Source organism: Pseudomonas sp. Eth.TT006 (genome assembly GCF_054456575.1).
Genome location: NZ_JBTJEN010000013.1, coordinates 66,489 through 80,832, shown reverse-complemented (window position 1 = coordinate 80,832; position 14,344 = coordinate 66,489). Strand labels below are relative to the sequence as shown.

The following is a 14,344-nucleotide window of genomic DNA, read 5'->3' as shown; positions in this document are numbered from 1 at the left end:
AACGAATAATCAAATTTCGATATCCAGGATCTGCTCGGCTTTTGGAATCAAACGTTCGGCAATATAAGCGCGCGTCCCCGCCGCCCTCGTATCATTTTTGGTAAATACCGTTTCACCCCGATAGAGCTGAACATTGCGCACATCGACATCGACAAACAGTACTTTGGTCGACGTATTGTGGCGATTGAATCGCACAGCGCCGACCGCCATGACAGTATCCTTTCCAACTTGCACACAGGCGCCTGCCGTCATACCGCCGGCACCGTGTTTCAGCAGGTTCTGTTCATAGACCGTCAATGTGGCGGTATCACGTTTTTGCAGGGCCGAGATGGCGTCACCGGCCACTTTCAGCATCAACGCGGTCGACGAGCCTGGCACTGCGATCCCGGCGACCACCGAGCCCAGAATGTCCAGCACCAGCTTGTCCATACGGGCGCTTGTTCCGCCCACGGTCAGGTCGCTGTAATACTGGCTGGTAGACATCCAGCCTGCCAGGGCCATCACCTGACGAAACTCGGTATACCACTCCTTGCCTTGATGTTCTTCAGGGTATTTCCTGGAAGCGGCAAGACTGGCAAAAAGAAAGGCGTTCTGCGCATCCGTCCGGTTTTCATCGGTGAGATCACCGGAGAAACCCAGAATGCCTTCGCCCACGATAGAACCTCGGGAGGGCGCGTCGATGTCATCGGGCAGCATCATCAGAGCACTGGCGCGAGCATTGACCAAGGAACCGATATCACACTGGCGAAGTTCACTAATGCAAAGTTCAACGTCACGACTTTCAATAATTTCATTACGCATATACAACTTCCTTTAATATTTAAAAAGCTCCCCTTGAGCTTCGAGACCAACAATAAACACAACTTAAAAATCACACAAACTCAAACATGTAACATAAATAAAAAAAACACTGATAAAAAGCCAATATCACTCTTCACAGACAAGCCTCTACAGCGAGCCTTGATAAAACCGCCGGAAAACGCATCCACAAACAACTAAGCAACTGCTAGACTCCGCGCAGTTCATTTCCCTGCTGCGAGCCTAGTCCATGCTCCATGTGCTGTTCAGCGTGTACCTGAAGATGCTGGTGCTCTACAGCCCGTTCTTCGTGTTGTCCTGCTTCATCAGCCTGACCCGGGGTTACTCGCGCAAGGAACAGCGGCGCCTGGCCTGGAAAGTAGCGGTGGCCACCCTGGTTTCCAGCGTCCTGTTGTATCTGTTCGGGCGGGTGATTTTTGATGTGTTCGGAATTACCGTCGACGCGTTTCGGATCGGTGCCGGCAGTGTGCTGTTCATCTCGGCGCTGGGCATGGCTCAGGGCAAGCCGGCCGTGCAGGCGGATAATGTGCAACAGGACGTGACCATCGTACCGCTGACCATCCCTATCACAGTCGGCCCAGGTACCATCGGCGCCCTGCTGGTGATGGGCGTCAGCCAGCCCCACTGGGACGACAAACTCACCGCCATCATGAGCATCGCCCTTGCCAGTTTCACGGTGGGCGTGGTGCTGTATCTGTCGAACCGGATCGAGCGGATTCTTGGCGATCAGGGTCTGCAGATCGTCAGCCGTCTGATGGGGCTGTTTGTCTGCGCCCTGGCGGCGCAGATCATCTTCACAGGGGTAAAAGGTTACCTGGTGCCTTGAATACCGAACGAAAAGAGCCACGAACGCACAGCGTCGCGGCTCCTGACGGTAACTTTGCGACTGATTACCTGATCACAGCATCTGGAAACTATTGTGCGCGTCTCGCGAGAGCAACATCTGCAGCGTGGCGCTACCCGTTGCCCCCTGGCTGCCTTGCAACCATTGCACAAGCTGCGAAACCGGCAGCGAGGGATGCTGGCCCAATGCAAGGAACACGTCCCCGCGCAGGGCCGGATCTGCGCTGCACACCTCCCTCAGGATGAGGCAGTGTTCGCTGTCGGGATCAATCAGCACCAAATGCTCCCCCACAATCTGCAGCTCTAAACGTTGCGGATTACTCAACGGCCAGACCAGCTTGCCCGGGATCATCGCCGCCTCACCGTGAACCGGTCGACAGTCGACAATGACGGAATCGCGCTCAAGCCAGAGCGCGTTCGACAGATGGTAGGTCACCGCTCCCTGCCCTGCCCGCAAGATCAAGGTATTGACACCATCAGGCACCAGCGCAGCCAGATCCGGGACCCGTTTCTCACCCTCAATGACCATGACCCCGGCATCCCGCTGTACATAGGCGAACGGCCCGAAGCGCGTGCCGCCTGGGTAGGCGAGTACACATCCGGCTTGGCGCTCATGCAGCAACACCTGCTGACGATGTCGTGTACCCAGCAGCTCGAGATCGCCGCGCAGGGATGTATCGCTAACCCGGATCAGACGAGCGTTTTCCGCGTCGTACCACTGCCGCACGCCCGGTTCTGCTTCCAGAGAAACAAACCCGTCATGCTCGACACTGTCCAGCAAGGCGCGCAGGCCGGATATCAGATGCTCGCCCTGGGCAGCGACCCAGGCGTGATTCACGCCGGTGACTTTCTCGTTCTCGCCGAAAGGCAGACTCAATTCCACGCCCTCCACGGTCACGCCCTTCAGCCCTGCGTCCTGCCGTATCACATCGGCGAACGTCCAGTCTTCCCACTCCCGTTCCGAGGCCGGCAGTAAATGCCTGCTCAATAACTGCAGCCCGCTGGCAAAAGCCTGTTCCAGATGCTGTGGCTCGACATAAGCCTGAGAACGGATTTCACCGCTGGACGGCTCGAACAGCCAGGCCTGATCGCGCTCCGGCGTCAAGCCGAGCAAGCACATGTCTTCACCGTTCGGCGCCTCACTCAGCAGCAACCGTTGCTCGATGTACCAGGCGCATAGACGGCCTTCGCCTGTGTGATCAAGCAGGCCGACGATGGCGAAACGCTCCACCGGATAACGTTTGGCGATCGCCTCGAGCCCCAGCCACCAGCGAGGACGATTCAGTAACCAACTCTCGGACAACCCGCCAAATCGCAGCTGTCCATCGGCGCTCAGGTTGAAGAACCGCCCGTCCTCGGTGATGGCGACATATCCACTTTGCGTCATCACCACCTGTTTGAGGCGCTCGGGTTCAATCCACGTATGCATCCAGTTCGCGACACCGTCACTGAGGGTGCGCTCAAGCCGACACAGGCTGCGCGCGGTCTGGTCGTAAATGACAAATACCTCTTGCTCCTGCGCAGGGGCCAACAGCATCAGTTGATCCAGATTCCTGATCGAATCATCCCAACCCCGCGGCCTGCCAGCCGTCGGCAACGGGTTGATCAGCAAGCGGTCATGGCTGCGGATCCAGACCATGTCCCGTCGCGATGGACTGATTTTCCAGGACACTGCAACGAACGGCGCCGGCCACCATTCAACGGTGGTGTCGCCGTCCTTCGCCGGCAAGCCCGAATGGGGCAGGTAATCACCCAGCACCGACCTCCAGTCTGTCAGCGTTTGATCGGCGAACGCCTGCGTCCGTAACTGGGGGGCCGCTTCCAATATCACGGCACTGAGCAACACTTGCCGGTCATGAATCACATAGCTGATCCGGCGCTTGTTCTCCAGCACGTCAACACACGTCTGCACGACATGAATCATGCCTTGGGCATCGGCTTCGATACTCTGGATCGAACCTTCACCCGGCATCAGCAGCAAACGATACTTGTGCTGCAGAAGGCCGCTTCGCGCATCGACTTGCCAGATCAAGTAATCCTCTGGCTCGTAGAAGTAAGCCGAGCCGGCGACCACCACGGCCAACAATGCCTGATCGGCATCGACGATGTCTTCGTTGCGCACGAACAGAAACCGATCCTCGTGTGCGTCATACCAGGCCTTGGTATAACGCGGTTCCTGCGGCGGTTCGAACGGGATCAGGTAACGGTTGACCGGGGTGTAGGGCAATACCAGACGATGCTCACGCACCATCGACTTGTAATGCCCGAGCAGCGCCTGCTCATCCAGGCCGACAGGCGCAGTGTCTTCCAGCACACTCAGCTTTGCGCTGGCACGACTGACGCTGTAAACACGTCGATCGGCCAGGGCAAGCACAATGTCGTGTAACCCGCGCCCGCTGAACTCCACCTTGATATCTGCAATCATCAAGGCGTCGCCGTCCATGCGCACCGCATCCTGACTGACCCAGTCGGCCACCAGCACCCAACGATTGCGCGTCAGGCTGGGGGCGTGCAACTCAAGTGAAATGCCGCTGTTGAGCATCACGGTGCACACACTGGCCGCCCCCGACAACTTGTAGCCAATCAGCCCCCGCCATGCAGCGGGCAGCATCGGTACGATCAATTGCCGGTCAGTCGTATCCAGGCGCACCTCGATTGTCGTGTGTCGATAGCCGGGAAACAGACGATGCACCACGTAATGGCTGGGGAAGGAATAAAACGAGAACAGAAATTGCCACTGGCCGGCACTATCCTTCTTTTCCAGACGTCGGGCCGTATCGAATCCGGTGTCATGCCGCCATGAAGCGAACGGCAAGGCCTTGTATTCGTAGTCGTAATAGGTGTGCGGCGTGCACGGCAAAACAATTCGCTGCCCGGCGGGGAAAGCGCGAATGATCTGGCTGGATATACCCAGCTGCTCACGAATATTGAGCGCGCGCGCGTCATCGGTGTCGACATCCGGCACACCGAAATGATCGCGCAGCCGGTACAGTTTCGGACTGCCAAGCAGCAGTTTCCCGGCCTTCAGATCAAGACAATCGATGATCAGCGACGAAGGCTCCACCACCCAGGCCTGCAATGAATCATCGAACGTGTAACCGGCACCGCCATAGGCTTTTTCCAGGTGATCGAAAAACAGCCCGACGCTTTTTGCTTCTTCGGCGATCACCGCAAAACCCTGGGCGAGCGCCGCCACGCCGATTGCCAGACCGCCGAGCATCACCCCCGCCCCGCCGAGAAATGCAGCAGCGGTGGCGGCACCCGTGGCAGCAGCGGCCAGGCCGCCCAGACCGGTCACGAAACTGGCGTAGTCGAACGCCAGCTGCGTGCCGAACCGAGCGACGTCCACCTGGTTCTTCGCGGTCGCCAGTTGATAGATGTCGAAACCGACATTGGCCAGCCCCAGCAGCGACCCCACCCCTTCATTGGCGACATGACTCAGTGCTTCGCCGACCACTGGCGCGCACGTGCGGGCGATGACCTTTTCCTCGTTGATGGCGGCTTCATACAGCTTCATCAACCCCACCCCATCCACGACCAGGCCGTGGGCGAGTTGCGCATAATTGACATAGCCGTGAAGGCGTACCGCCAGGCTTAGCGTCCGGTCATCACCCTCTCTGTCACGCAAGGACAACATCAGCGTCTGGATGGCAAATCCGGCGTTGAGCGTATGAACGCTGCCCGCCTCGGTCAGATCAGGCTGTCCACTGTGCATCCGAGGCTTGCTCGCCAGTGTCGAAAACTGCTCCGACAACCAGCGCTTGATTCGCGACAGACGAGCATCCTTGCTGGTCACCTGCGTCACATGCCCGGGGTCTGCCGGGTCAATCAGGCTTACCCGGTAATCGCCCTCCGGCGTGGTTTCCAGGGTTTCGAACAACGGCACCAACGGCTTTGGCGTCGCGTGCAGTTCCTGCAAACCGACCGTCGCGTCGGCAATCTGCTGCCCCCACCAGCGGCTGTCGAGCTCAAGCAGGCAACGGCCTAAATGCGCATTGCCGCTGAGCGTCCGGCCCCGGGCACTGGCCAGACGTCGTCGCACAGACAGCCCGGACGGACGTCCTGGCAACGTATCGGCCTGCAACAACTGCGCGACTTTGAAGCCTCTGGACAACTGCAGCGATGACACCTGATCGCTGTGCAATTGGATCAGGTCGAACATCGGGTGCCCGGGCTCGCCGAAAGCCGCGTAATAGTCAGCCATGCCTCGGGCGACGAAGAACTTGTGCAGCTCTCGTTGAAACGCCAGCGGATCATCGAACTCGAACAGTCCGAAGTTGGGGTCGAAAAAATGTAGACGGCTGCGGCCATCGGCAACGGTTTTCGTCACAAGCATCACGTGATTGTCAGAGTTGAGCATCAAGCCAACGTTGCCATCGGACGCCTGCAATCTGGCTTGAATGTCGCTCAGCCCGACACGTCCCTGCGGTGTCCCGACCTCGCTCAGCGGCACATCACGCATTTCCTCCAGGGCATCCAGAAATGCCACCGAGTCGTCATGCTCAGGTTCCACCACTGCAAGGTAGAAACGATCACGCAACCGTTGTGAAGCTTGCTCGCCCAGTGCCAGAGCTGCGCTCATCACCAATGCCAAGGGATAACAACGCCCCGCAATAGTCTCGCCTGCCCCTTGCAACAGCAGATCCTGGGGCACCAGTTTGACGCTGCTGGCATCGACATCCCTGAGCACCTGCTCGACACGACTCTGTACCTGTTCACGATGTTCGAGGGTCGCAAGCCGCTGAACCCGGGCCACTTGACGCCCCCATTGATAGGGCGTGTGCGCCTCGATCATTGTGCGTTTTTTCAGGGCCAACGCCGTGCCGGAAAGTTGTGGGGCTTCATCAATGACACTGGCCAGCCCTTCGGTAAAACCCGGCGGACGTCGCTTGTAGAAATGGCGTTCGATGGCTGCGTAACGATTGGACAGCCCCAGTTCGCCAACGCTGTTGGCGAGGTTGTCCAAATCATCGTGCAGCTGCATGAAACGCTGATTGTCCAGCGACTCCGCGCCCAGCAATGCGCCCAGCGCCAGGCGCTGCAGCGGATTGATCTGTACCACGTGCAAAGTGCCTTTGGCGATCCTGAGCAGAATATCGTCGAGCCCGGCATTGATGATCTCGGGATCGTCCGAAAAAACCGGAGGCAATATTCTGCCTGGCTGCATTCTGATGGTTTGCCGCTCTTCGAAGCTCAGTGGCATTGGCGTGTCGAAGCGGATCACACCGTCCAACCCGCTACGCATGGCATGTGCGAAGGGTTCTCCCCAGTGATCGAGCAGACGCTGCAACGGCTCGCTCAGCAACACCTCACGCCCTTCGATCACCGGCCAGCCGGATTGAAACTCGACCGTCGACTGTTTGAGCAGTTGAGCAATATCGCCGCTATAGCGCGTCGTGTACTGCCCCTCACGCCAGCGGGCCTGCTCATCGACCACCCATTGCGCCGAAAAGGCTTCGTTATTTTTCCAGGAGTGATCCTGCTCTTCTTCCGTCGCGCGATTGATCACCGCCGCCGACGAAATTTTCAGTTCGTTGTGTAAGACATCAGCACCGGCCGGGGTGAAATGTTGCTTGCCGTAGTTGCGCATGCCATCACGCACGGCGGCGGGACCTGTCAGATAAATGGTTTGCTCACTTTGAGGACGGATACCGTCGGAAAAATAGCTGGCAGCGGCACCGGCAAGAAAACTGGCGAAAATTTCTTCCTCCATCGTCAACTCCCGCAATGGCCCCAAAGCGGCTTCGACGATTTCATGGGCGAGCGGCTGCAGACGCTCGGCATCACTCAGGGCGATCCCTCGCTGGGCCGCCAGGTTGGCCGTGCGATCAATGATTTCGTAGCTCAAACGCATGCGGTCGATCACTGCCTGAATCATTCCGGCACCCGGATGAGCGAGCAGAAAGGCATTGTTGGTGGTATTGGCGTCCGCCGCAGCCCGCAGCTCGTAGGGTCTGGCCAGCAAGCCAGTCGGCACCGAGAACACGTCATGCAGCGCTGGCCGGCTGTTCGCGAAAACCTTGAGCGCGTCGCGATGAGCCTCGGGGATGCGCTGCGCATAGGAGGTATACCGATCACGGATAGCCTGACGGCCCGGCATCCAGTCCGGATTGTGATCCAGCAGCAGTTGCAACGCTCCCAGGCGCGCGTCGATCTGCCATGCGCTGATGTCGGTGGTGCCCAATCGACTCGCCAACGGCGGCAGATTGTCCACATCGGCATAACTGCCGCCTTCCCTGGCGAGCACTTCCACGCGCACGACATCGGATGCTGCCGCCAGATTGCCGCGCAAACGGGTTTCCCGTTCATAGACGTCCTGCAAGGCTAGCGGCGACTCGAGATCGTTCAGATCACGCAACGCCAAATCGTCGTCGCCGATGTCGGTAATGCTGCGCAGATTGCGCGCCGACAACTCCCGCAGTGCTTCGGCATCCTGGCCATAGGCGCGGGCCAGGAGATCGATCCTGGCGTCATCCGCCGACTGCCCGGCAGCGATGCCCGCGTTGATATGCGCGTACATCTGCTGCTTGAGCACAATGGCCCGCTCTTCATACAACGTTGCCAACGCGTTCTCGCTGATCGTCTGCTGGTTGATCTGCTCCAGGGCATCAACCTTCGCGGCTTCGACAATCAGTTTGTTGGTCTGATGAACCAGCATGGCATCACTGTCATACCAGAGGTTGAGGGTGTAGCCCTTTGCGGCCATGACCCGTTTCCAGAGGTTGAGGTAATCCCGCTGAATGTCGCCGAGCCCACCACCCAGCCAGACGAAATGCATGTTTTTCGGCACTTCACTGGGGGGCGTGCGCATTTGCTCGACCGTGAATTGCGCCCGAGTTTCAAAATCGGCAATGCTTTTGGAAATCTGCGAGAGACCGGGTGCGTGCGGTCGGGAAGAATCGGGCAGCGGGGAGTCGACGTCCCGCCGAACTCGGCCAGTGGTTTGCATCGAACTCAGCGTTTGTTTCAACAGTGCCAAGGGCTCCAGCAACCTGGGCAACTCCATCTTGCCAATACAGGCAAAGTAATAACGCAATACCGCGTCATACTCTCGACTGCCCTTATGATCACTGAGTGCCTTCTCCAGATCATCCAGTTTGAACAACTCGATAAACTCGCGAAAACCTTGATATTTGCGGTTCTGTGCATCCTGCATCAAAGACATTCCTCTTGACTGCAATTAACTGTTTAGAGTCCATGGTCAGCGTGACCGGGGATAAAACTACGCAGCCAAAAAGAACAATTCCATTGACAAGCAATGCAAATATTGTCCATCGACACAACATGAAAACAACAAACAACATAAGTACCGCAAGCATTAAAGACTGTTTGCGAGCATTGTTTGACCGTTAAAGTTGTCGGCGACAAAAAGGGCTGTAAAACCCGAAAGTTCACAGCCCCTCTTTTAAACATCCTGACAATAGTTAGTTCTGTCTCACGAAGTCGGTTTTTCCCCATACCAGCGTGGTGTATATACCCACTCGCCACCATCGGGGCGAGCAAATGTGCACGTCGTGGAAGAACCAATCAGCACCATGGTCCGCATGTCCACCTGTTCCGGCGTCAGCGCTCCCAGCGTCGTGACGCGCAGCGTCTGCCCCGGACGCCCAACGTCACGGCCCAGTACCACCGGCGTTTGCGTGGTGCGGTGCTGCGCAACGATCTCCAGGGCGCGCCCCAACTGCCACGGGCGAGCACGGGAGATCGGGTTATAGAACGCCAGCGCGAAATCGGCTTGCGCAGCCAGATCCAGGCGTTTCTCGATGATCGACCACGGCTTGAGGTTGTCCGACAGCGACATCACACAGAAGTCATGTCCCAGCGGCGCACCGGCCTGAGCGGCGGTCGCCAGCGAAGCGGAAACCCCCGGCAGGATCTGCAGATCGACACCGTGCCAGGCGGGGTCGTCCGATTCGTGCAAGGCTTCGAGCACGGCGGCAGCCATGGCGAACACCCCAGGATCGCCAGACGAAACGACAATCACCGAACGACCCTCTGCCGCCAACCGGAAAGCATGGCGGGCACGCTGCATTTCTTCACGATTGTCGGTGCAATGCTGCACCTGATCGTCGCGGAACGGGCCAGCCATGCGCACGTAGGTTTCGTAGCCGAGCACATCGGTGGCACGCGCCAGTTCGGCTTTCACCGCTGGCACCATCAAGTCGGCGGCGCCAGGACCGAGGCCGATAACGGCCAGCCGTCCACGTGGGCGACCAATCTCATTGACCTGCAGAGGCTGCTCGGCCTCAGCGACGGCGACGTCGGCAAGTGTCGCGGTGACCTTCGCCCCCGGCACGGCTTTGCGGGCCAGTTCGACGATGTCCTGCTGCTGCGCAACGAAGCGCAACGGCACACCCAATTCCAGCGCGGCGTCACGCAAGGTCGAGTCAGTCATTTGCCCATCATCTGCGATGAGACAGGCCAGCGATTGCAACGCCACATTGGCCTGCTGCAAAGCGGCGCGAATATTCTGAGTGCCACCGGCTCCCACCGCGACAGCGACACTGCGCGGATAAATCCGCAGCTCGTTGGCCTCGGCCACCCGCGCCTCGCTGCCGACATGAATCGACCGTTGCGCCTGCGGGTCCTGCGGCAACTGTGCCTGGGCAAGCCATGGCGCCGCGCCTTCGATACGCACGCTGTGCCCGGCCAGCAGATCGGAAACAAAACGCTTGCCCGCCTCCAGATCATCCAGCACGTAGCCCGGCGGCGGATTGAGCAGGCACGTGCCAAAGCGCAGTTCGCCACTGGTGGTGATCGCAGCCGTGACTTGCAGACAGGCGGCAATTTCCCGGGCCATGACGTTCACGCCGCCTAGTCCGCCCAGCAACGGAACGACCGCGCTGCCGTCCTCGGCGACAGCCAGCACCGCCGGTTCGGCGCCTTTTTCCAGCAACAGCGGCGCCAGCGTACGGATGACAATGCCGGCAGCGCACAGGGCAATGATCGGCGTGTCTTGCTGGTAGAGCGTACGCAGGGTCGCGCCGAATTCCTGATAGGTGCAATCGGCGCCCTCGACCCGGCCGGCCAGACCGTGAATCTGTGCCGTCGGGTACAGCTGCTGAATGCGCCGGGCCGTGGCCAGGCTGCCCTGACCGAGAATGACGATGGCGGGAGTCGGAGAGGTCATCAGCCTTGCCACCGTTCGCCGGGGACGATGATCAGCGAGAAGTACGGCGAGGACATCGGCTCGACCTGATCCATCGGCACGATCTTCTGATTGGCCATGGTCGCGCGCTCGACATACAGCGCGCGCTCGGCCAGACCGAGTTCTTCGAGCACGGCGCGGACTTTGGGAAAATTACGCCCCAGCTTCATGATCACCGCGGCGTCGGCATCCGCCAGCCGTCGCTTCAGATCCTCATGCGGCAACACCCCGGACAGCACCGACAGACTCTGATTGCGATACACCAGTGGCGCGCCCAACACCGAGGCGCCGCCGAGCATCGAACAAACTCCCGGCACCACTTGTGCTTCATAGCGCGTGGCGAGGCGATCGTGCAGGTACATGTAGGAACCATAGAAGAACGGATCGCCTTCGCAGATCACCGCCACGTCACGTCCGGCCTCCAGATGCGCCGCGACTTCCTCGGCGGCCTCGTCGTAGAAATCGCTGATCACCTGCTCGTAGGACAACGGCGCCGGCAGTGCTTCGGTGGTCACCGGATAGACCAGCGGCAACAGGTTCTGTGCGTCTTGCAGATGCGCTTCGATGATGCCGAACGCGTTGCCTTTCTTGCCCTTGGCGACGAAGTACGCCACCACCGGCGATTCGCGCAGCAGGCGCAGGGCCTTGACGGTGATCAGTTCCGGGTCACCGGGGCCTACGCCGAGGCCCAGCAGACGTCCTTTGGCTTGCATCATTCGACCTCCGTGGCGAGGGCATTGACGGCGGCGGCGGCCATGGCGCTGCCGCCGAGGCGGCCTTGCATGATCACGAACGGCACGCCACGGCTGTCGGCGGCCAGCGCGGCCTTCGATTCGGCGGCGCCGACGAAACCCACCGGGAAGCCAAGGATCAATGCCGGTTTCGGGGCGCCGGCATCGAGCATTTCCAGCAGATAGAACAGCGCCGTCGGTGCGTTGCCGATCACCACCACGCTGCCTGCAAGATGTGGACGCCACAGTTCCAGCGCCACCGCCGAACGCGTGTTGCCCAGTTCCTGGGCCAACTCCGGCACGCGCTCGTCGCGCAGGGTGCAGATCACCTCGTTGTTGGCCGGCAACCGCGCACGGGTCACGCCCTCGGATACCATCCGCGCGTCGCACAGGATCGGCGCGCCGGCCGCCAGCGCATCGCGCCCGGCCTTGCCGGCGCCTTCGGAAAACTGCAGACCGTCAATGGCCTCGACCATGCCGCAGGCGTGGATCACCCGCACCGCGAGTTTTTCCAGATCGGCGGGAATGCGCGCCAGATTGGCCTCGCGGCGAATGATCGCGAAGGAGTTGCGATAGATCTCCTGACCGTCGCGGATGTAATCAAGCATCAAGGGGGCTCCGTGAGCGGGCGGCGAGCAGGGTCGCGACCGCTTCGATAGTAAGGTTGTGAGCGTGCAACGCACCGAAACCGGGCTGCGTGGCATCGCGAAAATAGAGGTCGTAGTGACCGGGGCTGACGGCCAGCAAGGTGACCGGGGCACAGTGCGCAGCGGCGCAGGAGCGCGCACAGCCGGACACATGCACCTGCAATGCTTGCGGCAACAAACTCGCCAACAGCCGAGCGTCGCCTTTGCTGTCGGCCAGGCCTTTGCCGCAGCCCTGACTACCGGTGCAGGCAATCAAACGCGACAGCGGCGCGGCGGGATCCGTCAGCAGGCTCAGCGCGGCGAGTTCTGCGAGCAGGTGATCGGTGTCGGCCTTCTTTACGTTCGGCAGCAACAGGCTTTGCCATGGGGTGACACGCAGCGTGCCATCGCCGAAGCGTCGGGCCAGTTCGGCTGCACCGCGCAGCATGCTCGGATCGAGGCGGCCCAGTGCCGGCGCGGCACCGACATAGCTCAGATTACTGGCGCGCTGCGCATGCATCCCCAGATGCAACACATCCGCCGAGCATGAGCGCTGCCAGCCATCGACGGCGAGCAGCTGAACACGCGTGGCGAGCCTGGCGAGAAACGCCGACACCGGCACTTCATCGAGCACATGACGCATGCGGGTCTGCTCGGGGCGGGCCAGATCGAGGAACAACTCCAGCACCGCGAGCACCAGCGCCAGCCCGTTTTGCGCCGTGACCGCGCCGCTGGCCCGGTCCGTCGGGCACCCGGCCAGACCGAAGGCGAGCAGCGTTTCTCCACCGCGTTCGAAGGCCGACAGCCAGAGATCATGCGGATGCTCAAGCATCGCCAGCGCTTCGCCGCCGTCCAGTTGCACGGCGAACTTGGCGCTCAGCTCATGCAGGCGCGGCTGAGTCTGCAAGGCTTCAAGAATTTGCCCGGCCAACGGGCGAGTGTCGAACGCCATCCACCGATCAATACCCGCCGTCGGACTGAGCATCAGATTGCGCACATCGTCGCCTCCCGCTGTGCGCGGGCCGAGACCGGCGGCCAGCAGGTCGGCGATCAACGCCGCCGATTGCGCAGCGATCCCGCGAATCTGCAGATTGCCGCGGTTGGTCGCTTCGATCACCCCGCCGGCATAGCGCTCGGCAGCAGCGGCCACGGCATCCGCCTGTTCAGCGCCGAGCGAACCGCCGTCGAGCTTGATCCGGCAAATGCCGCCGTCCAGCGCCTGGACGATACGCAACAACCCCGGACAGCCAGAGGGGCGTAATGCGCTATGCAAGGGAAGTTCGTTCAAGGGATGACCGGCTGCCGGGCAGCGCTGTTATGGGCGAAAGGTCGCCATTATGCCTGCTTTGCCCGAGTGCATGAAAATGCCTGCCGGTCGGAATTTCAGGGGTGCGGTAAATGCGGTCTCGGTGCCTTCAGAGTTCGAACTCCTCAAACCGCGTCGCCAGACCGGCCATTGCCTGGTCCACCGCGGAACGATTGGCGTCCATCACCCGGCGCCTGATCACCAGTTTGACGGCGCGTATATCCAGCTGCGACATCGGTTGATGAATGTCCCAGAACAGAAACTTCGTGCCCAGCACCAGTTTGATAAAACGCACATTGCCCAGTACCACCGCCAGTTCCCCGCTGGCGGTATAACTGATCGGCAGTATGTTGGACTGATAAACCTTGCCGCCCAGCTTGGTGAACTGCTCCAGTAAAGTGACATCTTTCTCGATTGCCGCGAGAGCGGCATCCACTTGGGCAAGCTGCGCGCGGGAAAGTATCCGCGCCGTCGCCTGACGCCAGACTTGCTGTACCGAACCGGAAAAATCTTCCTTGATCACCGTCACCGGTTGCTCGTCAACTTCCCAGCCAAACGACCAGAACGTACCGTACAGAAGTTCGAACCACGCTTGCGGATGGGTAAAACTGTTGTAGGTTGTATCCGCTCGCTGTAGAGCCAGGTAAGTGCAATTTTTTACAAACTCACTATCCGCCTGACGCTTGTCTTCAATACCCGTGAATAACACATTGCTTGCAACAATCGCGGCACTGTTTACCGCACTCAGATTCGAAGTCCCGTTCATATACTTCCTCGCCAACCCTGGCATTTATTACAGATTCGGATTCAACACTGTCCATGACGGTAAATTGATCCGTTGAAGTAGCGAAACTAACAAATGCCGGGGTTT

Annotated in this window: 8 protein-coding genes; 1 reads left to right on the top strand and 7 read right to left on the bottom strand. The window is 59.9% G+C overall.

Annotated elements, in window-relative coordinates:
* Positions 1-9: 9 nt before the first annotated feature.
* Positions 10-801 carry a hypothetical protein gene (locus ACXR0M_RS20310; RefSeq protein WP_458833555.1) on the bottom strand — a complete coding sequence of 264 codons (792 nt, stop codon included), beginning with the start codon at positions 799-801 and terminating at the stop codon, positions 10-12.
* A 247-nt stretch (positions 802-1,048) separates the two neighbouring features.
* On the opposite strand from ACXR0M_RS20310, the gene ACXR0M_RS20305 reads away from it, so the two are divergent.
* Positions 1,049-1,645 (top strand): MarC family protein, encoded by a 597-nt coding sequence (locus tag ACXR0M_RS20305; protein ID WP_458833554.1) that lies wholly within the window; start codon positions 1,049-1,051, stop codon positions 1,643-1,645.
* A gap of 72 nt (positions 1,646-1,717) precedes the next feature.
* Here the strand turns inward: ACXR0M_RS20305 and ACXR0M_RS20300 are convergent, their stop codons facing one another.
* The 6 genes from ACXR0M_RS20300 to ACXR0M_RS20275 all read right to left on the bottom strand — a co-directional run bounded on the left by ACXR0M_RS20300 (position 1,718) and on the right by ACXR0M_RS20275 (position 14,239).
* On the bottom strand, positions 1,718-8,818 hold the full coding sequence (locus tag ACXR0M_RS20300) for a TcdA/TcdB pore-forming domain-containing protein (RefSeq protein ID WP_458833553.1): 7,101 nt from the start codon (positions 8,816-8,818) through the stop codon (positions 1,718-1,720).
* A 279-nt stretch (positions 8,819-9,097) separates the two neighbouring features.
* On the bottom strand, positions 9,098-10,792 hold the full coding sequence (cobJ, locus tag ACXR0M_RS20295; protein ID WP_458833552.1) for a precorrin-3B C(17)-methyltransferase: 1,695 nt from the start codon (positions 10,790-10,792) through the stop codon (positions 9,098-9,100).
* Entirely contained in the window at positions 10,792-11,526 is a 735-nt protein-coding gene (locus ACXR0M_RS20290) for a precorrin-2 C(20)-methyltransferase (RefSeq protein ID WP_458833551.1), read from the bottom strand. Before ACXR0M_RS20290 ends, cobJ begins: the two co-directional genes overlap by 1 nt.
* Entirely contained in the window at positions 11,523-12,149 is a 627-nt protein-coding gene (locus tag ACXR0M_RS20285; protein ID WP_458833550.1) for a precorrin-8X methylmutase, read from the bottom strand. Before ACXR0M_RS20285 ends, ACXR0M_RS20290 begins: the two co-directional genes overlap by 4 nt.
* Positions 12,142-13,440 (bottom strand): precorrin-3B synthase, encoded by a 1,299-nt coding sequence (gene cobG, locus ACXR0M_RS20280; protein WP_458833549.1) that lies wholly within the window; start codon positions 13,438-13,440, stop codon positions 12,142-12,144. Before cobG ends, ACXR0M_RS20285 begins: the two co-directional genes overlap by 8 nt.
* 142 nt (positions 13,441-13,582) lie before the next feature.
* Entirely contained in the window at positions 13,583-14,239 is a 657-nt protein-coding gene (locus tag ACXR0M_RS20275; RefSeq protein ID WP_458833548.1) for a hypothetical protein, read from the bottom strand.
* Positions 14,240-14,344 lie beyond the last annotated feature (105 nt).